Origin of the sequence: Bacillus sp. CDB3, from assembly GCF_002081505.1 — a bacterium.
In the GTDB taxonomy this organism is placed as follows: Bacteria; Bacillota; Bacilli; order Bacillales; family Bacillaceae_G; genus Bacillus_A; species Bacillus_A cereus_AT.
The window spans coordinates 61,780-80,763 of the sequence record NZ_ALBR01000073.1; the positions used below are offsets into that span (position 1 = coordinate 61,780).

Genomic DNA, 18,984 nt, shown 5'->3' on the forward strand with positions numbered 1-18,984 from the left:
ACCCTTCTTACTTATCTTTTTTGCCATTGTGACGTTCGGTTACGAAGTGCTTTCGTTCCCCATTCATATACAACTCTCACTACAATATTTGTAACAACAATAAGTACACTCATTGCAGCTGCTGGTGCTACATTTCCTGCATCATCCATATTTACAATTGATACAGCAGCTAGTTTAAAATCAGCCGCATACAAGAACACGACTGCCGATACAGTTACCATTGAATTTACGAAGTAGTACATAACCATTTCTAAAATGGCTGGTAAACACATCGGTACCGTTACTCGAAAGAAAGTTTTATAAAACGGTATGCTCATCGACTGCGAAACAAGCTCAAACTCTCGGTCTAGTTTCTTTAAAGCCGTCGTTGCCGTAACGAATGTTACAGAGTAGAAATGAATGATATTTACTAATACTAAAACGGCAATTGTGCCATATAAAGAATGAAACGGATTTGTTATTGAAAGTCCTAGAATTTGAATTGTTGGTTGACTGAAGAAAAAGACATATCCTAATCCAAGTACTAATCCAGGAATCGCTAACGGTACAATTGAGAAGAAATAACCTACTTTTCTTAAAAATTGTAGCTGTTCTATTTTTTCAATCGCATAAGCGAACACAAATGTTAAAATCGCCCCGATAACTGCCGTAACGGCTGAGACAATTACACTATTTTTAAATGCTTCAAGTCCGTCTCCTGTCAAACTTGAAAAATTAAAATGCTCAAATGTAAAACTCATATTATATGGCCATACTTTCACACTTGCAGCAATACCAACTGCCACAAATAAAAGAATGATCATAAGCGTTACTACGCTACAATATACGAATGAAATAACATCTCTTTTCTTATTATTTATTATTCTGTAAGGTACTGCTTTTGAAGATAAGAGATTCGCCTGTTTCCTTTGCGTAATACGATCAACTGCAAATGCGAAAATAGCTGGGATTAATAAAATCATTCCGACAGTTGCGCCCATGGACATATTTTGCTGTCCAATTACTTGCTTATATACGTCAGTAGCAAGCACATTATATTGTCCACCAACAATTTTTGGTGCCCCAAAATCAGTGAAACTAAGTGTAAATACAACGAACATCGCACTAATTAATCCGTATTTCACACTAGGTAAAGTAACCGTAAGAAACTGCTTCGCTTTACTTGCACCTAACATATTAGAAGCTTCATATAAACGATAATCAGAACCTTGGAAAGCAATTAATAAAATAAGGAATGCTTGTGGAAATGTATACATAACTTCAGCCATTACAATTCCTACTGGTCCGTATAACGGTATTTGTATTCCTTCAAATAAACCAAACATCCCTTTTGTTATTAATCCTTGATTACCAAATAAATATGTAAGCGCAATACCGTGCATCATCGTCGGTGCGAATAATGGTAATAATGCTACGTATTGAAATACGCGTTTTCCAAAAACATTGGTACGAGCAATCGCATATGCATAAGCGAACGCGAGTGTAACTGAAATAATTGTTGTAGCGCCCGAAATCCATATCGTATTTTGTAATGATTGTACTAGCGTTGGTGTTGTGAAATATTTACTGAAATTCGCAACACCAACGCTAGCTCCGTCTTTATCGTAAAAGGCTTGTGTAAATAGTTGTAATAGAGGCAATACAAGCATGATAAAAAATGAAAGAAGCATACCAATAATTAATAGTCTTTGTAGCCACTCTTCTTTACCGATACGTCTTTTAATCTTTTTTTTCGCACTTTCCACCTTTAAATTTTCTAACATCTCCATCTATACAATGACCTTCTTTCCATATGACAACATATGATTTTCTGAGAAAGAGATTTGAATTGGCTTTCCTTTTCTAATAGCAGTTTCCTCTACTTCTGATGCCAATATATCCACTACAATTTTCTCGTTATAAAGGTGTGTTTTCTCTTCTATAACCCGCACTTCCGTCCGGTATACAGAGCCGCGAAATTCCATGCTTTCTACAACTGTTTTAATACCATTATTTTGTACAACTGTTACATGTTCCGGACGAATTGCATGTTCTTCGTTATTTTTCGAAAAGAAATTAATAGAACCAATAAAATCTGCCACAAACGGATTGGCTGGTCTTTGATAAATCTCCTCTGGTGTTCCAATCTGCATAATTTCCGCATGATTCATTACAACAATTTTATCAGCCATCGTTAATGCCTCTTCTTGATCATGCGTTACCATAATAGTTGTTACTCCCACTTTTTCTTGCAAATCGCGCATTTCTCTACGCAACTTTTCACGCACTTTTGCATCTAAAGCTGATAACGGCTCATCGAGTAACAAAATATCGGGAGACAGAGCGAGCACACGTGCAAGTGCCACTCGCTGCTGTTGTCCACCAGACATTTGAGCAGGATATTTATCTTTTACATTCAGCAAATCAACAAGTTCTAACGCCGATAGCGCCTTCTCTTTTACTTCTGCTTTTCCATATTTTTTTGTCTTTAAGCCGTATTCAATGTTTTCAAGTGCTGTTAAATTCGGAAATAATGCATACGATTGAAACACCATTCCGAAGTTCCTCTTTCCGGGAGGTAATGCTGTAATATCTTTTCCATCCACAGCTATACTACCTGTTGTTGCCTCTTCTAGCCCTGCTAAAATTCGAAGCAATGTTGTTTTCCCACAACCACTTGGGCCTAATAAACATACAAACTCATTTTTTTTCACAGTAAAAGAAATATCTTTTAACGCTGTAAATGCATCAAACTGTTTTTGAATGTGTTGAATTGATAAATATTCGCTCATTTTTTCTCTCTCCCACTCACTTACTTTTTCGGTTCTGCTTTTTGGCCAAACTCTTTTTCCCATTTTTCTAAAATTTTGTCGCGATTTTCTGCTGCCCACTTAAAGTCATTCTTTTTATATAACTTTTCTGTCACATCTTTAGGGAATCCATCTGGAAGTTTATAATCATTTTTAATTGTCGCAAATCCATTTTTCTCGAAGTATAACTTCATTACATCATCAGTAATTGCCCAATCTAAAAATGCTTGCGCTAATTTATCATTTTTTGCATTATCTTTTTTAATAAGTGCGTTTGCTTCTACTTCCCAACCTAATCCTTCTTTCGGCAATACAACTTCAACTGGTGCACCTTTTTGTTTCTCTTTCAAAGCACTATAAACCATTGATACACCAACTGGATATTCACCTGCACCTGCTAATTTCGCTGGTTTTGAACCTGAATGAGTATAAGTTGCCATATTATCATGAAGTTTCTTCATGTAATCCCAGCCCTTATCTTCTCCCATAATTTGTAGCCATGCAGAAACTGTTAAAAATCCTGTTCCAGAAGAAGCTGGATGTGGCATAACTAGTGTTCCTTTATATTCTGGTTTCGTTAAATCTTCATATGATTCTGGCATCGGTAAATTTTTCTTCTTCAATTCTTCTTTATTCACAGCAATCCCCGTCATAAATGCAGTATTTCCTACCCATTTTTCCGGTTGCTTATCATCTTTAAATTGCGGAAGAACACGATCTGCTCCTTTTGGAGAGTATCCTTTTAACATATCTTTTTTATCTAAAGCTAATAGACTTGATGCAGCAGTTCCCCATACAACATCTGCTTGTGTATTTTTCCCTTCTGCTAGCAATTTCGCTGTAATAACTCCTGTTGAATCACGTACAATGTTCAACTTCACATCTGGATATTTCTTTTTAAAAGAATCAAGGTAAATTGGCACAAGTTCTTCTTCAATCGCTGTGTAAACAGTTAATGACCCAGATAATTTATCATCTTTTACTTTTGCCCCAGCACTTTCTTCTTTCTTTGCACCACACCCCATTAATAACGAAAATACCATTCCAGTTGCTACAGCTTTAAAGATTGTTTTTTTCACTGTCTCTCTCTCCTTTTACAAATCTTATGTACAACTCAAATATAAACAACTAGTGTAAAAGCAGTATTAAACCAACATTAATCTTTTGTTTGTTGTTTGTTTTTGTGTAATACGTTGCTACTTCTATGTTTTTTCTCATTTTTCTGCTAATATCAATCGTGAAATTTACAAATAATTAAAAAAACCTTTATAATCCCACAAAAAAATGAGGCGTTTGTAAAAAACGCCTCATTTTTGTTTACCTTTTTTTGAATTACGATTTGCGTACTTCGCACTATTTTCTCCTTCATACTCTACTGCAAATTCTGCATCGGGTAAGCTTTCTTTCGGAGTTTTATTATTATTAATTGCTGCATTTTGTTTTACTTTCCTTTTTACCAACATACTCACCTGCTCTCACTAAATAACTTTCTATTCTAGTTTGAAACAACTTAAAGTAATTATTACTGGGAAGTGTTAACAAGTACATAAGAGCTTATATATGGAAATACTACATACGAACAAGCCATTACAAAAAGGAGCGATGACTTTGAAGGAGAAAGAAACGATCCAATCGCCAATTTTAGACGAGATGCTCCCTCATCAAATGAACTTTCCATCTTTTAAAGGCACAGGAAAAAAGATGCAACAACCTTTTATAAATCAATATGATGTTGTAATTGGAGACAGTAAATATGATTCCACTAACAGTCCTCTTAATAATTGGAGTGATGAGGTAGACCCCGCCATTATGGCTGGGGAAGAATGGATACATCCTACAAATGATATTGGGTGGATTTCAGAAGAAAATCAAGAACTACTTAAAAACGAAGTTGATAAGAAAAATGATGCTTTTATGCATCCTCAATTTGGAATTAACGACTAAAAAACCATTCTACCTAACATAGGTAGAATGGTTTCATACTATCCAATAATAATTCTCTCTTTCGGATATTTATAGCGAGGTGGTTGCTCTCTTCCGCCACTAGCTAATATAAATGTTAAAATACCGACGCGTCCGATAAACATAAGTACAATGAGTACCAGTTTACCAACAGTTGTTAAATCGGGAGTAATACCTGTTGATAGTCCCGTTGTCCCGAAAGCAGAACAAACTTCAACTATTAAGCTCATAAGTGGTACATTTTCTGTAATGGATAAAATAAATAGCGCTGAGGCACATAATAAAATCCCCATCGTCATAACAACAGATGCTTTCAGTACATCTTCTTCATGTATCTGACGTTTGAAAACTCGGACTGTTCTCCCGCCCCTAGCAAATGTATATAAGGATAATATACTAACAGCAAATGTTGTTGTACGTATTCCGCCCCCAACTGAGCTTGGAGATGCTCCAATGAACATTAATATACTCATAAATAAAAGCGTTGGTTGTGATAATTCACGGATGTCCATTGTAGCCAGTCCACCACTTCGCGTCGTCACAGATTGGAATAGCGTATAAAATACAGTTTCATGCCATGACTTTCCTACTAAAAAATGATTTCGTTCTAATAGAAAAATCATAATTGTTCCAACAATAACGAGTGCAAAAAATGTCGTTGTCGTCAATTTTGTAAATAATGAAAAGCGAAATAGTTGCTGTCGCCTTTTACTAAGGAATTGCTTTACTTCCATTAACACCGGGAAGCCTATAGCTCCTAAAATAATAAGTAACATATGAATCATTTGAACAATATAATCCTTTTTGTACGGAATCAGTGATTGTCCAGTTAAATCAAATCCTCCGTTCGTAGTTGCGCTAACAGCGGCAAAGAAACCGTGAAAATAAGCTTCTTGCCAAGTCGGGAAGTAAAGTAGAAATCTTGTACCTAACAGTATTGCTCCAATGAGCTCTATCGAAATAATTACAATTAAAATAGAACGCATCAATTCTACAAGACCCGATAAATTCCCTTGATTATGGTCTGCCATAATTAATCTTCTTCGTTGCAAACCAATCTTTTTCCCCGTTATGATCCAAACGAATGTACCAAGCGCCATAATTCCTAAGCCGCCTAATTGTAAAATTAGGGCTAGAACAATAATTCCTGCCGTAGTAAATGTATCTGAAATCGTAACAACAGACAATCCCGTAACACTTACCGCACTAACGGATGTAAATAAGGCATCGATAAACGTCCATTTCACACCATCCTTCGTAACAAACGGTAAACTAAGCAATATCACCGATACGACTACTGCTAATAAATAAAACAAAACAATGAGTTGCACGGGACGTAATTTTTGTAAAAACTTTTTTATATCTCTCATTCCATCACTTCGCTACCTTTTTTCTATCGATTAAATAAAGAAAAATCATCACTTTCTTCATTTGTAAATAACTTCTCGAATAATTTCGCAAATACCATTCCGTATACAGTTCCATTTCCCCCATATGGCAGTGCGTAATATAAATTATGTATTTTTTTATCTTCTTTTAAAATAGGGAGACCATCATGACTGCCACCAAATGCTGCTGCCCAATAGTACTCTGCCTGTATATTTTTATTTTGCGGGAACATTTCTTTTACAATGTTAATAAGGATATCACGCTTATGCAATAATTTCGTATCGCCGATTGTTTGAATTTGCATCGCTTCATCTAATCCACCTACAATAATGCGGTTTTGATACGTTCGAAAATATAAGTAAGGCCGCGCTGTTTCCCAAATTAATGATTGCTCATGCCAGCCTCCAAAATGATCTATTTTATTTGTTACAACAGCATAAGACGTTTCTACTGTTGTGTTTTTTTCTTTCTTTCCAAAGATTGCTTCATAACCTGTCGCCATAATAATATTCTTTGCTACGATTTTATTTCCTGTGTTCGTATAACAAATTAAATCATTGTGGATTTGTTTAATATGTAATGCCTCTGTATGCTCATATATAGTAGCACCCATTTGTTTCGCTTTATGCAAAAGACTATGCGCTAATAAATATGGATTCACTTCTGCATCACCGTTTGTATATAACGCTGCTTGTTTTGCAAATGAATAACGCTTCTTAATATCAGACTCTGTAAAATATTCAACCGGAAACCCATAATGGCGTAACGTATTATATTCTTCTTGTAAAAATGAAATATCTTCATCTCTACTTGCATAATACAAACTATTTCGTGGAATAAAATGGGGATCAATATCGAGAGTTGGCACAACTTTCTCCATTGTTCTAAGTGCTTCATAACAAAGTCTATATGCCCGCACCCCTTTCTCTTCACCAAATGTATGAATAAGAGAGGTCAACGATTTATCATGAACAAATTGTAATAATCCTGTATTTGCAGCTGTGCTACCACATGCAATTGCTCTTTTTTCAATGAGCATAACACGCATTCCAATTTTAGCTAACGAATACGCTATATGAGCACCCGCTTCTCCACTTCCAATTACTAGCACATCACATATCATATCATTTTCTAACGTTGGATAACAAGGTACAGAAACTCCAGCACTCCAAAACAACTTACCGGTCATAAGCTTCATAATTATACTCCTACAATGTATTTTTCTCCTCCCTATGTTTCGTCATTTTTCATAAAAAAATCCAACTAACATACGCTAGTTGGATTTCTTCTTTTTAATTAGAACGCTCTTCAAGCCAATTTCCAACCGTCGGATATGTTTGCTTTACAGCCGTTCCACCATACACAATAGACATATGTCCTGTCGGTAAACATACATACTGTTTATCTGTGCTAGAAATATGATCAAGTAAAGCCTCTACTTGACATGGCAAAGCAATATGATCACGTTTCGCGGAAATATTTAAGACATTCGCCTTAATATTTGCAAGGTCTACCTTTTGTCCGCGAATAACGAGTTCACCCTTCACTAATTTATTATTTTGATAAAAATCACGAATCCATTGTCTATACGATTCACCTGGGAATGGAATACCGTCACCAACCCATTTTTGAACTAACTTCCAGCTTTCGACGAAGCGCTCATTTTCTGAACGATCGACTAAAGCAACATATGGACCAACGAAGTTTGTAATTGGTTTTAACATCTTATTTCCGAAATCAATCATTTCTGGCGGAATATTTCCGAATGTATCAACCGCTTTATCCAAATTGAAATATTTCTCATCTAGTAAAGGACCGTATAATCCTGTTTCAGAGAAATCAAAAGGACTTGTCATAAAAATCAAGTTACGAATTGGCATGTGCGGATGAAGTGCTGCATAAATAGATGTTAATGTTCCACCCATGCAATAACCAAGTAAAGAAATCTCGTCCGATTTTGCAGTTCTCATTACTTTTTTCACTGCTTTTGCAATATAATCGAACACGAAATCATCAAATTTTAAATGACTATCTTCTAAACCAAATGTGCCCCAATCAAGCATATATACATCAAAACCACGATCTACTAAATATTCCACTAAACTATTTCCTGGAGTTAAATCCATAATATATGGTTTATTAATAAGAGCATATATTAATAAGATTGGAACTCTCTGCGTTTTTTCTTGTTTTGGAATGTAACGATACAGCTTCGTTTTATTCTTCGTCCAAATAACCTCTTTCGGTGTTAAACCAACTTGTGGTTCTGGTTCGCGTAATAAAATTTCGCTCGCTCTTTTCACACGACGATATGCTTTGCGATATTCTTCTGGGTACAACTCTAATTGCTTTTCCCATTCTGTTACGAATGTAGTCATTTTTTTATCCCCTTTTCGGTCGATTTCTTTCTAAAAAAAGAAGTGCATTCCTGCTATGGATATGCACTTTTTTCTTACTTCATTACATGTATAATCCGCCGTTAATGTTTAATTGCTGACCAGTGATATACGCACCGTCACGGCATAGGTATACTACACCTTTTGCAATTTCATCAGCTTGACCAAAACGTTTTTTCGGGATTTTCGCAACGATTTTTTGACGCACTTCTTCTGGTACTTCCGCTACCATTTCAGTATCAATAAATCCTGGGCAAATTGCGTTTACAGTTACATTTGTTTTAGCAAGTTCTAACGCTAATGATTTTGTAAATCCTAACATACCTGCTTTTGCTGCTGAGTAATTTGTTTGTCCAAATCCACCAGCTTGGCCAATAATAGAAGAAATACTAATGATTCTTCCTTCTTCTGCTTCCGATATGTATGGAAGTACTGCGCTTGTCGTATTGAATACGCTACTTAAGTTCACGTCAATTACGCGCTCCCAATCTTCACGATTTAATTTTTTGAATGTACGATCTCTTGTAATACCAGCATTATTAACAAGAATATCAACTTTACCAAAATGATTCACAGCTTCTTCTACAAGTCTGTTTGCATCTTCTACTTTAGAAACATCTGCTTGAACTGCATAAACGTCATGTCCTTCTTTTCCTAATTCATTTACTAAGTTTTCAGCTGCTTCTTTACTGCTGTTATAGTTAATAACAACTTTTGCTCCCTCTTGTGCTAACGCTACTGTAATTGCTTTCCCAATTCCTTTTGCCCCACCTGTTACGATTGCTACTTTGCCATTTAATTGAACCATTTCTTTTCCCCCTTAAATGAATTTGTGAACGATTGTTATGAATCATTTTGGTACTCATACTAATAGAGTCCATATATTAATTATGTTTCGTTGTTTATTCATGAAAAAGAGATTCTCCCTCTCTCTTTTTCACGTTATAAACAAACGCTTTTATCATTTTTTATTTTCTGGCTTATTCGCAGGCTTTACTTCTTCTTTTACAGGTACTTGTAGTTTAGCTAGTACCGCATTTTGCTTTTCTAGTAATTCTAGAATTTGATCAACTTTCGTTTCTAACGTGCGAATATCTTGTTTTACTTTCGTAACATCACGCTTTAATGTAGGAGCTTGTCCTAATGAATCCACTTTCTCTTCTAGAACTTCCTCGATGTTATCAACTTTATTTTCTAAGTTAATAACAAGCGTAGCTACTCTAGCGATATCCTCTTTCGTTGGCACATTCACTTGTTCTAAATAACTTTTTGTCGTATCATTTAATGCTTTTTGATAAAACAAATTCAAGTCTAGAACGCTGCCCATCCAAGCAGAATATTCTTCTGTTTTAATTGTTTCATTGAGCGCTTTTCCCCAAAATGTTTCGGTTTGTTCATAAGCATTTTTCCATGCTTGCAATGGATCGAATTTTTGATCAATCACTTCGCCTACACTCCCTTTTTTGTTTTTGAAACAATTCAACCTATTCACTATTTTCTAATATTCCGAATAAAACTTCAAGTCTATATTTTATTTTTCTTTATTTTCTAACAAATGTATTGACATTAAAAACAGATAGGTGTAAATTGCACTTATAAGCAAAAAATTCCATCTAACTGATTCATGAGGTGATGCACAATCATGCTACATAATGAACCAGAACACCCAGAAAGTTTGGAAAAAAACCAAGCGAAACAACCAAACTCCATGCCAAAAAACTTCTTAGTTCCTTTCTTACTTCTCTGTCTAAAAGACTGGAGTCTTCATGGTTACAAACTCATTCAAATGCTAATGGACATCGGCTTTTCTTCTGTTGACCAAGGTAATGTGTATAGAACATTGCGCAAGTTAGAAAAAGAAAATCTCATTTCTTCCACTTGGGATACAAGTGAAGGCGGGCCAGCGAAACGAATTTATTCTTTAACAGAATATGGAGAGCAATATTTAACAACATGTGCGACTTCTTTTGAACATTATCAAAATATGTTGCGGACGTTTTTCACGTTATACACCAATGCATTCTTTCCATTTTCTACTTCTCCAGAAAAGGATGAAAAGGATTCTTCATCTTCACCTGGTGGTACAGCAGAGTAATCTGCGTTCACAATATGTAAAAAAACATTTGGAGGTCAAACAATGGAAACTAAGCCATACGAATTAGTCGATGCATTTTGGAAAAACTGGTCTCAATCTCTTTCCCTCTTCTCTTCAGCTGGGAAACAATTAGAGCAACTTACTTTAGAAACGTTAAAACAACAACAAGACGCTTTGCATAAATTAACATCAGGAGTAGATGAACTAGAAAAAGAACTACATCAATTCACTGCTCAGTTCAATAACCAATATACGGATTACGTGAAGCAATTAACTGGAAACTCCTTAAATGATCAAATTAACGAGTGGCAAGAAAAATGGAATGAGCTTTCTACTCAAATGCACCAACTTACTGTTTCTCCTACGAAAACATCTTTGTCTATTCTTACTCAAACTAGCGGTCAATTTGAAGAAACAACAAAACACTTTATCGAACAACAACAATCGCAACGTGAAGAGGTTCAAAAACAGTTAGAAGTTTTTTTGGGAGAGTTCAAGTCCAAACAACTAGAACTCGCAAAGCAGTTCGAGGAAAACTCAAAAAATCTATTTACTTCCATCAAGTAAGAAAAATGTGGCAACTAACTGCAGCACAAACAAAACTCTTTCTTCCTCCTACTACATCAAGATGGCTTGCATTTTTCGATATGGAAAAGAAGGAGGACAAAATGAATCCATTTCAAGAAGCACAAACTGTTCCGGAGCTTCGTTACGATGAGATTCAAGTCGGTGATCAAGCATCACTAACAAAAAAAATTACGGATGAGGACGTTATCAATTTCGCAAAATTGACTGGAGATGTAAATCCTATTCATATTCTAGACTCTTTTGCAAAAACGACAATGTTCAAAGAACGTATTGCTCATGGCATGCTCGTTTCAAGTTTTATTTCTACCATTCTTGGAACGAAACTCCCGGGCAAAAATACGATTTATTTATCTCAAAACGTTTCATTCCGTGCTCCTGTCAAAATCGGTGATACACTTCGCGTTGTGGCAGAAGTTATAAAAAAACGTGACGATAAAAAAATCATTACGCTGCAAACAAACATATATAATCAATCCGATGATATTGTCGTGGAAGGTACAGCGACAATACTGAAAAAAGAGTAGCAAATTTGCTACTCTTTTTTTCTATCCAAGAACTTCTAAACACACCGATTACTTCCGTGTATGAGCACGCCGTTTCCACATAAAATAACGGTACCAGTTCAGATAGTACTTAGCTGAACTGGACTACTCATAAGGATGTGTATCAACATGGTAAAAACAAACAAATTACTAGTTCCAGGTGCAGAACAAGCGCTTGAACAATTTAAATATGAAATTGCGCAAGAATTTGGTGTAAGCTTAGGATCTAACACAGCATCTCGTTCTAACGGCTCAGTTGGCGGTGAAGTAACAAAACGTCTTGTTGCTTTAGCTCAACAACAATTACGCGGATAATTATATAACATATGGCTTAGAGGCAGATATTCTCTGCCTCTTTCTTTTTTAACATACATAATAGTTCTTCTTCACATACTAGTAAGAGCAAATTGAAAGGAACGATATGTGACATGAAACGGATTAACATTAGCATGAGCCCTCCCCGTGTTCTTACTTTATCTTTTATTACGCTATCAATTATTGGTACATGCTTATTAAAATTGCCAATTGCTACAACAACTTCTATTTCATGGCTCGATGCCTTATTTACAACGGTCTCTGCTTGTACGGTTACAGGGCTTGGTGTTGTGGACACTGGAAAAGTATTTACCTTATTTGGCCAATGTGTAATTTTAACGCTTATACAAGTTGGCGGGCTCGGCATTATGAGCTTTGCTGTTTTAATTGCAATTATGCTCGGCAGAAAAATTGGTCTTCAAAACAGAATTTTATTACAACAAGCATTAAACCAAACAAATGTCGGTGGAATCATTCGTCTTGCAAAAGCATTATTTTTATTTTCTTTTGCTGTAGAATGTATTGCTACTTTACTTCTCTCTTTTGAATGGGTACCAAAATACGGGATTGCCAAAGGGATCTATTACAGTTTTTTTCATTCTATCTCTGCCTTTAACAATGCTGGCTTTTCTATATGGAGCGATAATTTAATGTCCCACTCTCATAGCGTTCTCGTCAATCTTGTTATTTCTTCTCTCATTATTTTAGGGGGAATTGGTTTTACAGTGATCGTAGATATAAAAAGAAAGAAAAACTTTAAAAACCTTACATTGCACTCAAAACTTATGCTCTCTTCTACTCTAATCGTCAATATTATTGCTACAACTTTTATTTTCATATTCGAGTTCCATAATTCAATTTCCATGAGAGGTTTTACACCATTTGAAGAAGGTATGGCAGCTTATTTTCAAGCGGTTTCAACACGTACTGCCGGGTTTAATACTGTTGATATCTCTGCATTATCAAAACCTTCACTTTTATTAATGATGCTTCTTATGTTTATTGGTGCTGGCAGTGCTTCAACTGGTGGTGGGATTAAGTTAACAACTTTTTTAATTATGTTTTTAGGCGTATTTAAATTTTTGCATGAACAAGATGATATTGTCGTGTTTAAAAAATCCATTAAAGATACGCTCATTGTCAAATCTTTAACGATTACCATTATTTCAATTTCGTTTATTTTTCTTTCTATTTTAATTTTAAGCATCACTGAACGAGTTCCTTTATTAATGAGTGCTTTTGAAGTATTTTCAGCATTTGGAACTGTCGGCCTTAGCATGAATTTGACGCCACACTTAACAATCATCGGCAAAACAATTATTATCTTTATGATGTTTTTTGGAAAGATGGGGCCCTTAACATTAGCCTTTTCATTTGCACGTAAAAAACAAAGAAAAATAAAATATCCAAACGAAGATATTTTAACAGGTTGACAACCGTATAAATTATCCATATAATGAGAATACAATAGCATATCTCCAAAGGGGAGTAGCGTCCAAGAACTATTTCTTGGAAACAAAGTCGTCATTACGTAGAACTTAGTTCTTCCGGCTTTGTTGGCATTTTCATTACATATGTCTAGCAAGACCTTTGCCTATCAACGGCAGAGGTCTTTTTTGTTTTTACCAATTCCTTCCACCGTTGATGCGCAGGAGTATGGGGAAGCTAAACAGTGGGAACTTCTTCACTTGTTTAGCATTTATAGAAATGAGAGGAGAATGTACATGGATGTATCATTATTATTGGAGTATGGTTGGGTATTACTCATCCTAATTGCACTAGAGGGGATTTTAGCGGCTGATAACGCTCTCGTTCTCGCAATCATGGTAAAACATTTACCAGAAGAAAAACGAAAGAAAGCACTATTTTATGGATTAGCAGGAGCGTTCGTTTTCCGCTTCGGATCACTATTTATGATTTCATTCCTAGTCGATGTATGGCAAGTGCAAGCAATTGGTGCGATTTACCTTATGTTTATCGCGGGAAATCACTTATTTAAAACGTATGTTAAAAAGAATACGGATGAAGACACAGAAGAAAAAGAAGAAAAGAAAAAGCAAGAGAACTTTTGGTGGACTGTATTTAAAGTCGAAGTTGCTGATATCGCCTTCGCTGTTGATTCAATTTTAGCGGCAGTTGCATTAGCCGTGACTTTACCGAAAACAGGATTAGGTACGATTGGTAGTCTTGATACAGGTCAATTTATCGTTATCTTTACAGGTGGACTTATCGGATTAGTTATAATGCGATTTGCAGCAACTGCTTTCGTACAAATATTAAAACGTAAACCAGGACTTGAAACTGCAGCATTCTTAATTGTAGGTTGGGTTGGTGTGAAATTAGCGATTTATACGCTAGCACACCCTGCTTTAGGTGTCCTTCCGCACTCATTCCCAGAATCTACTCCGTGGAAGCTTACATTCTGGATTGTATTAGTCGGAATCGCAGTTGGCGGTTGGTTCTTCTCAAAAGAGGTAGAAGTAAAAGTAGAAAAGAATTTAGACGAAAAAGCGCTGTAATTACAGCGCTTTTTCTTTTTTGTTTCAATTTCCTCTCTATTTTTAGAAAAAATTCCATTATACTACCTTTTGTAATCGCTTTCTTAATTTATGTATGTCCTTTTTGTGAAACATTGCACAAACTTATTGAAAACGAGAACAAATCCATGTACTTTATTCATATAAGGAGTATTTATAGACGATGTACTAAAGGAGCGTATTACTCATGCTAGAACAAGGATTAGATTATGTTGTCAAACTGGCTAAGAGCAAAAAGCAAATGATAGATACAAACCCAATGCAATATTTCATTCGTGCTGCACTTGCTGGTATTTATATCGGTTTTGTTATTGTACTATGTTTTAAATTAGGTAACTTTTTTCACATTGCAGATTCACCAGCAACATATTTAGCTTCCTCCATGTTTTTCGGAATTGCTCTCGTACTTATTATATATGGCGGCGCTGAATTATTTACTGGCAATACAATGTACTTCACAGTGGCAACTTTAAGAAAAGAAACAACTATTTCTGATACACTTCGCAACTGGGTTGCTTGTTATGCAGGTAACTTAGCTGGTGCTTTATTCTTTGCCTTACTATTTTACGCAACTGGAATTTTCGAAGCAATTGATCACGGTCATTTAATGAATAAAGTAGTTGAAGGAAAAATGAATACACCTACAATGCAATTATTCTTTAAAGCGATTTTATGTAACTGGCTCGTATGTCTTGCTTGCTTTTTACCTTCTCAAGTAAAAGGTGATACAGCAAAAATCATGATGATGATGCTACTTGTTTTCACATTCTTCTTATCTGGTTACGAGCATAGTATTGCAAACTTATCACTGTTTGCTTTATCTTTAGTTTCACCGCATCCGGAGACAATTTCTTTTGCAGGTGCTATTCATAACTTAATTCCAGTTACAATTGGTAACATTATTGGCGGGTCGGTATTTGTCGGTATGGTCTATCATTACTTAACAAAGAAAGCACCTGTTGTTGAACAAGAAGAAACTGAATTAGTCGCAGCTCAAACAGAGGAAATCATACCTTTACAAGCACATATGAAACATTAAAAACTCCAAAGTTTTGCTTTGGAGTTTTTAGCTCCCTACATATTTCAAGACAATACAAGGATTAATTTCCCCTTCTTCCTTCCCTCTCTCTATTCTCTGTTTCATCTGATGCATACCGATGACATCATTTGTATGAAGGTGAATCTTATTTGCATATAAACCTTCCCTACAGAAAGCTTCTACAAAATCTAACCCACTTTTTTTTCGCCATCCCATATTAAAATCGAGGGAAATAATATTTATCTCATTATCCCTAACCATACGCAAGGCAGATTCTACTGTAGTTGCCAAAACATATCCGTACGGGCAACTTCTTTGATCATCCATATATACATTCATTTTCTATCTCTCCTCTATTTTGCATACGTGACCAATACGTAACATATTGCTCCAAGGCTAATAAAAGGTCCAAACGGAATTGGAGTTCTTATCTTTATACGTTTTAATGCTATACCTATTCCGAAAAAACAAAGACTAAGGAAAGATGCTAAAAATAAAGTTATAAAAATGCCTTTCACTCCTATTATAAATCCGAGTAATGAAAGTAATTTCACATCACCTCCGCCAAGACCCGCTGGATAAATCTTTTGCATGCAATATAACAAAATAAATATAGTTCCACTGCCAGCTATACTATCTATCCAAGTAACTAACGGTACAAAAATACATTCTAAAATAAGCAAAAAAGCAAACCAAATTAAAATACGATTAGGTATTAACATATATACTAAATCTGTAACTGAAATAATAAGCAGTAAAGAAATGAGCGATAAAATGATTATGAGCTCCTGTTCTATTCCAATTACATATACAGTAAGAAAAAATAAACTCCCTGTAACAAATTCAAATACTATGTACAAACTTGAGATTTTTCTTTTACAACTCGTACAACGCCCTTTCTGCATACAAAATGAAATGATTGGAATAAGTTCTTTCGGCTGTAACGTATACTTGCAGTAGTGACAATACGAACGAGGTGTAATAATAGATTCACCTACTGGAACCCTCATTGCGATTACCATAAAAAAAGAACCAAACACCATCCCCACTAACAATGCATATAAATAAGTGAACATCCCTTCCTCTCCTTTCCAGAAGAACATAGCAAAAAAAGGAGAGAACTTCTACTTCATATTATCTTTATTCTATTAAAAAAGCAGGCCGTTTTCCGGCCTGCTTTCCCCTATTTTATACGATGAAATATACTGCTTTTAATGGTCCGTGAACTCCGACAACAAGGTTCATTTCAATATCTGCAGAGTTACTTGGTCCGGTTATAAAGTTAATACAAGATGCAACTGCTTCGCCATTTTCTACACGTGAGTTCATATCCTGAACTGCTTGCGTAATACGAGGTACAAGTGTTTCACGTGGAATAATAGCAAAGTATACAGTCGGTAAAAAGTGTAAAGAACGCCCTTGACCTTTATGACTCTGTACAACAATCGTACCAGATTCAGCTAAAGTATAATCACTAAATGCGATTCCAATATTCGCTTTTTCCGCTATACGCATATTCTCTTCTTTTTTCTCAGGATCCCATACATTTACTTCAACATTTTGCTTTGGAAGCTCTTCTTTAAATAAAGAAGTCAATCCATAGGAATCAAAACGTTCATCTGCTGATAACATAATAGGTCCCCCGCCGTTTTCGACGATTACCTTTTGAATATCTTCACGTAAACGGTCGTTTGTCGTTTCCACAACAGTTGTATGAATGTTTGTACATTGATTTTTAAATACTTCTAACAATTCTTCTTGTGAATAGTCTTTTAACGTTTCTACATTCACATTACTTTTCCATGCTGGACGTTCTACGCCTTCTGTTTTACGCGCGCGTCCAAGTTCTTTTGCGATATTATCTAGAAAGGACTCACGGTTTTGAATTAATCCTGTCATTATTTGTCCCCGCCTTTCTTATGATCTTTATACCAATCACGGAATCTTTCTTTACTTGGAGCCGGGAATTCACGAATATCTGTCCAGTTTTTAAGTGGTCCAACGCCTTTTGATACACGGTTACCAGATGTAAATGGACTCATTGCTGCTGGTGCCATTTTTGATCCCATTTTATATAAAGCTGCTGAAGAAGCACCCATACTAAACATTTTCATTGCTAATTTTTCTGCAAGTGGAGCACGGCCTTCTTGCTCAACGATAACTTGACGATGTTTTAATAATAAATCATGCAATGGAATTTTTACTGGACAAGCTTCTGTACATGCTCCGCATAAACTAGATGCATAAGGAAGTTCTTTGTAATCATCATATCCACCTAGAAGTGGTGTTAACACTGCACCAATTGGTCCTGAATATATAGAACCGTATGAATGTCCACCAACGTGACGATATACAGGACATACGTTAACACAAGCAGCACAACGAATACATTGCAATACTGAACGGAATTCCGAGCCAAGAATTTGAGAGCGGCCATTATCAACAACGACTAAATGAAACTCTTCTGGTCCATCTACCTCTTCCTCTTGAATTGGTCCTGCTACTGTTACATAACTTGTTAATTTTTGACCTACTGCACTACGACATAGTAAACCAACTAAAACATCTAATTCTTCCATTGTCGGAACCATACGTTCCATACCCATTACTGCAATTTGAGTTTTCGGAATCGACATAACAAGATCGGCATTACCTTCGTTCGTTACTAAACAAAGAGAGCCAGTATTTGCAACAGCGAAGTTACAACCTGTTACACCAATTTCCGCATCCATAAATTTTTCACGAAGTTGTTTACGAACAAACTTTGTCATTTCGTATGGATCATCAGAATTTTCATAGCCAAGTTTTTCTTTAAACACATCGCGAATTTGCGTTCTATTTTTATGAAGTGCAGGCGCAATAATATGTGAAGGTGGATCGTTATCTACTTGCAAGATATACTCTCCTAAGTCACTTTCTAACACTTCACAACCAATTTCTTCAAGCGCATGGTTCATACTAATTTCTTCAGTTACCATTGATTTTGATTTTACAACTTTTTTCGCTTGTTTCTTTTTCGCAACGTCTTGAATGTACTTTGCCGCATCCTCTTTCGTTTTTGCAAAGTAAACGTGACCGCCTCTTTTTGATACATTTTCACTTAACTGCATTAAATAATAATCAAGATTCTCTAATGTATGTTGACGAATTTGTTCACCTAGTTCACGCCACTCTTCCCAGTTTCCTAATTCGTCAGCTGCTTTTAATCGATTTGTATATAATCTCGTTTGTGCAGAAGATACCGCTCCGCGCATAAACGAATCTTGAATTCCATCGCCTACGCGATCATTAAATTTTTTCTCACTGATTTTCATAGACATAGCTTATGTTCC

General features: G+C 35.6%; 21 protein-coding genes and 1 riboswitch. Of the genes, 8 read left to right on the forward strand and 13 right to left on the reverse strand.

What is annotated here, in order from left to right:
* Positions 1 to 11: 11 nt before the first annotated feature.
* The 4 genes from CDB3_RS17685 to CDB3_RS31740 form a co-directional block, all read right to left on the reverse strand.
* Positions 12 to 1,769: a putative 2-aminoethylphosphonate ABC transporter permease subunit gene (locus CDB3_RS17685; RefSeq protein ID WP_128855399.1), complete on the reverse strand. Its 1,758-nt coding sequence runs from the start codon at positions 1,767 to 1,769 to the stop codon at positions 12 to 14.
* Positions 1,770 to 2,771, reverse strand: a complete 1,002-nt coding sequence (locus CDB3_RS17690) for a putative 2-aminoethylphosphonate ABC transporter ATP-binding protein (RefSeq protein WP_128855400.1) — start codon at positions 2,769 to 2,771, stop codon at positions 1,770 to 1,772.
* Between the two features lie 20 nt (positions 2,772 to 2,791).
* Positions 2,792 to 3,868, reverse strand: a complete 1,077-nt coding sequence (locus tag CDB3_RS17695) for a putative 2-aminoethylphosphonate ABC transporter substrate-binding protein (protein WP_000750898.1) — start codon at positions 3,866 to 3,868, stop codon at positions 2,792 to 2,794.
* Positions 3,869 to 4,096: 228 nt separating this feature from the next.
* Positions 4,097 to 4,252, reverse strand: coding sequence for a hypothetical protein (locus CDB3_RS31740; RefSeq protein WP_000960560.1), 156 nt, complete (start codon positions 4,250 to 4,252; stop codon positions 4,097 to 4,099).
* Between the two features lie 97 nt (positions 4,253 to 4,349).
* Between CDB3_RS31740 and CDB3_RS17705 the strand changes: the two genes are divergently transcribed.
* A complete protein-coding gene (locus tag CDB3_RS17705) occupies positions 4,350 to 4,733 on the forward strand; it encodes a DUF3905 domain-containing protein (protein WP_128855401.1) in 384 nt (127 codons plus the stop codon).
* A 38-nt stretch (positions 4,734 to 4,771) separates the two neighbouring features.
* Here CDB3_RS17705 and CDB3_RS17710 read toward each other — a convergent pair whose 3' ends face one another.
* The 5 genes from CDB3_RS17710 to phaR all read right to left on the reverse strand — a co-directional run bounded on the left by CDB3_RS17710 (position 4,772) and on the right by phaR (position 9,980).
* Positions 4,772 to 6,121, reverse strand: a complete 1,350-nt coding sequence (locus CDB3_RS17710; protein ID WP_128855402.1) for a TrkH family potassium uptake protein — start codon at positions 6,119 to 6,121, stop codon at positions 4,772 to 4,774.
* Positions 6,122 to 6,144: 23 nt separating this feature from the next.
* Positions 6,145 to 7,338: an NAD(P)/FAD-dependent oxidoreductase gene (locus CDB3_RS17715; RefSeq protein ID WP_128855403.1), complete on the reverse strand. Its 1,194-nt coding sequence runs from the start codon at positions 7,336 to 7,338 to the stop codon at positions 6,145 to 6,147.
* Positions 7,339 to 7,432: 94 nt separating this feature from the next.
* A complete protein-coding gene (gene phaC, locus CDB3_RS17720) occupies positions 7,433 to 8,518 on the reverse strand; it encodes a class III poly(R)-hydroxyalkanoic acid synthase subunit PhaC (RefSeq protein ID WP_071744751.1) in 1,086 nt (361 codons plus the stop codon).
* Positions 8,519 to 8,600: 82 nt separating this feature from the next.
* Positions 8,601 to 9,344, reverse strand: coding sequence for an acetoacetyl-CoA reductase (locus CDB3_RS17725; RefSeq protein WP_000250411.1), 744 nt, complete (start codon positions 9,342 to 9,344; stop codon positions 8,601 to 8,603).
* A gap of 153 nt (positions 9,345 to 9,497) precedes the next feature.
* Positions 9,498 to 9,980, reverse strand: coding sequence for a polyhydroxyalkanoic acid synthase subunit PhaR (gene phaR / locus CDB3_RS17730; RefSeq protein ID WP_000566960.1), 483 nt, complete (start codon positions 9,978 to 9,980; stop codon positions 9,498 to 9,500).
* A gap of 198 nt (positions 9,981 to 10,178) precedes the next feature.
* Here phaR and phaQ point away from each other — a divergent pair, with 198 nt between their 5' ends.
* The 7 genes from phaQ (at position 10,179) to CDB3_RS17765 (ending at position 15,652) form a co-directional block, all read left to right on the forward strand.
* Complete coding sequence (gene phaQ, locus CDB3_RS17735; protein ID WP_000903018.1) at positions 10,179 to 10,631, forward strand: poly-beta-hydroxybutyrate-responsive repressor; 453 nt, start codon at positions 10,179 to 10,181, stop codon at positions 10,629 to 10,631.
* A gap of 42 nt (positions 10,632 to 10,673) precedes the next feature.
* Positions 10,674 to 11,198 carry a polyhydroxyalkanoic acid inclusion protein PhaP gene (gene phaP, locus CDB3_RS17740; protein WP_000448577.1) on the forward strand — a complete coding sequence of 175 codons (525 nt, stop codon included), beginning with the start codon at positions 10,674 to 10,676 and terminating at the stop codon, positions 11,196 to 11,198.
* Between the two features lie 101 nt (positions 11,199 to 11,299).
* Positions 11,300 to 11,743, forward strand: coding sequence for a MaoC family dehydratase (locus CDB3_RS17745; protein WP_001067911.1), 444 nt, complete (start codon positions 11,300 to 11,302; stop codon positions 11,741 to 11,743).
* Positions 11,744 to 11,890: 147 nt separating this feature from the next.
* Positions 11,891 to 12,076: an alpha/beta-type small acid-soluble spore protein gene (locus CDB3_RS17750; protein ID WP_000241212.1), complete on the forward strand. Its 186-nt coding sequence runs from the start codon at positions 11,891 to 11,893 to the stop codon at positions 12,074 to 12,076.
* 113 nt (positions 12,077 to 12,189) lie between these two features.
* Entirely contained in the window at positions 12,190 to 13,509 is a 1,320-nt protein-coding gene (locus tag CDB3_RS17755) for a TrkH family potassium uptake protein (RefSeq protein WP_128855404.1), read from the forward strand.
* 38 nt (positions 13,510 to 13,547) lie between these two features.
* Positions 13,548 to 13,722, forward strand: a riboswitch (yybP-ykoY riboswitch).
* A 78-nt stretch (positions 13,723 to 13,800) separates the two neighbouring features.
* A complete protein-coding gene (locus tag CDB3_RS17760; protein ID WP_128855405.1) occupies positions 13,801 to 14,595 on the forward strand; it encodes a TerC family protein in 795 nt (264 codons plus the stop codon).
* 205 nt (positions 14,596 to 14,800) lie between these two features.
* A complete protein-coding gene (locus tag CDB3_RS17765; protein ID WP_128855406.1) occupies positions 14,801 to 15,652 on the forward strand; it encodes a formate/nitrite transporter family protein in 852 nt (283 codons plus the stop codon).
* A gap of 27 nt (positions 15,653 to 15,679) precedes the next feature.
* On the opposite strand, the gene CDB3_RS17770 is transcribed toward CDB3_RS17765, so the two are convergent.
* The 4 genes from CDB3_RS17770 to CDB3_RS17785 all read right to left on the reverse strand — a co-directional run bounded on the left by CDB3_RS17770 (position 15,680) and on the right by CDB3_RS17785 (position 18,972).
* Positions 15,680 to 15,991 carry a cyclic-phosphate processing receiver domain-containing protein gene (locus CDB3_RS17770; protein WP_128855407.1) on the reverse strand — a complete coding sequence of 104 codons (312 nt, stop codon included), beginning with the start codon at positions 15,989 to 15,991 and terminating at the stop codon, positions 15,680 to 15,682.
* Between the two features lie 14 nt (positions 15,992 to 16,005).
* Positions 16,006 to 16,728: a prepilin peptidase gene (locus CDB3_RS17775; RefSeq protein ID WP_128855408.1), complete on the reverse strand. Its 723-nt coding sequence runs from the start codon at positions 16,726 to 16,728 to the stop codon at positions 16,006 to 16,008.
* Between the two features lie 112 nt (positions 16,729 to 16,840).
* Positions 16,841 to 17,551, reverse strand: coding sequence for a LutC/YkgG family protein (locus tag CDB3_RS17780; RefSeq protein WP_097830148.1), 711 nt, complete (start codon positions 17,549 to 17,551; stop codon positions 16,841 to 16,843).
* A complete protein-coding gene (locus tag CDB3_RS17785; protein WP_000061921.1) occupies positions 17,551 to 18,972 on the reverse strand; it encodes a LutB/LldF family L-lactate oxidation iron-sulfur protein in 1,422 nt (473 codons plus the stop codon). Before CDB3_RS17785 ends, CDB3_RS17780 begins: the two co-directional genes overlap by 1 nt.
* Positions 18,973 to 18,984: the final 12 nt, after the last annotated feature.

Excerpts from the sequence above, each read along its gene's own strand:
- CDB3_RS17685 (WP_128855399.1), bottom strand. The coding sequence starts at position 1,769 with ATGGAGATGTTAGAAAATTTAAAGGTGGAAAGTGCGAAAAAAAAGATT.
- CDB3_RS17690 (WP_128855400.1), bottom strand. The coding sequence starts at position 2,771 with ATGAGCGAATATTTATCAATTCAACACATTCAAAAACAGTTTGATGCA.
- CDB3_RS31740 (WP_000960560.1), bottom strand. The coding sequence starts at position 4,252 with ATGTTGGTAAAAAGGAAAGTAAAACAAAATGCAGCAATTAATAATAAT.
- CDB3_RS17705 (WP_128855401.1), top strand. The coding sequence starts at position 4,350 with ATGGAAATACTACATACGAACAAGCCATTACAAAAAGGAGCGATGACT.
- CDB3_RS17710 (WP_128855402.1), bottom strand. The coding sequence starts at position 6,121 with ATGAGAGATATAAAAAAGTTTTTACAAAAATTACGTCCCGTGCAACTC.
- CDB3_RS17715 (WP_128855403.1), bottom strand. The coding sequence starts at position 7,338 with ATGAAGCTTATGACCGGTAAGTTGTTTTGGAGTGCTGGAGTTTCTGTA.
- phaC (WP_071744751.1), bottom strand. The coding sequence starts at position 8,518 with ATGACTACATTCGTAACAGAATGGGAAAAGCAATTAGAGTTGTACCCA.
- CDB3_RS17725 (WP_000250411.1), bottom strand. The coding sequence starts at position 9,344 with ATGGTTCAATTAAATGGCAAAGTAGCAATCGTAACAGGTGGGGCAAAA.
- phaQ (WP_000903018.1), top strand. The coding sequence starts at position 10,179 with ATGCTACATAATGAACCAGAACACCCAGAAAGTTTGGAAAAAAACCAA.
- phaP (WP_000448577.1), top strand. The coding sequence starts at position 10,674 with ATGGAAACTAAGCCATACGAATTAGTCGATGCATTTTGGAAAAACTGG.
- CDB3_RS17745 (WP_001067911.1), top strand. The coding sequence starts at position 11,300 with ATGAATCCATTTCAAGAAGCACAAACTGTTCCGGAGCTTCGTTACGAT.
- CDB3_RS17750 (WP_000241212.1), top strand. The coding sequence starts at position 11,891 with ATGGTAAAAACAAACAAATTACTAGTTCCAGGTGCAGAACAAGCGCTT.
- CDB3_RS17755 (WP_128855404.1), top strand. The coding sequence starts at position 12,190 with ATGAAACGGATTAACATTAGCATGAGCCCTCCCCGTGTTCTTACTTTA.
- CDB3_RS17760 (WP_128855405.1), top strand. The coding sequence starts at position 13,801 with ATGGATGTATCATTATTATTGGAGTATGGTTGGGTATTACTCATCCTA.
- CDB3_RS17765 (WP_128855406.1), top strand. The coding sequence starts at position 14,801 with ATGCTAGAACAAGGATTAGATTATGTTGTCAAACTGGCTAAGAGCAAA.
- CDB3_RS17770 (WP_128855407.1), bottom strand. The coding sequence starts at position 15,991 with ATGAATGTATATATGGATGATCAAAGAAGTTGCCCGTACGGATATGTT.
- CDB3_RS17775 (WP_128855408.1), bottom strand. The coding sequence starts at position 16,728 with ATGTTCACTTATTTATATGCATTGTTAGTGGGGATGGTGTTTGGTTCT.
- CDB3_RS17780 (WP_097830148.1), bottom strand. The coding sequence starts at position 17,551 with ATGACAGGATTAATTCAAAACCGTGAGTCCTTTCTAGATAATATCGCA.
- CDB3_RS17785 (WP_000061921.1), bottom strand. The coding sequence starts at position 18,972 with ATGTCTATGAAAATCAGTGAGAAAAAATTTAATGATCGCGTAGGCGAT.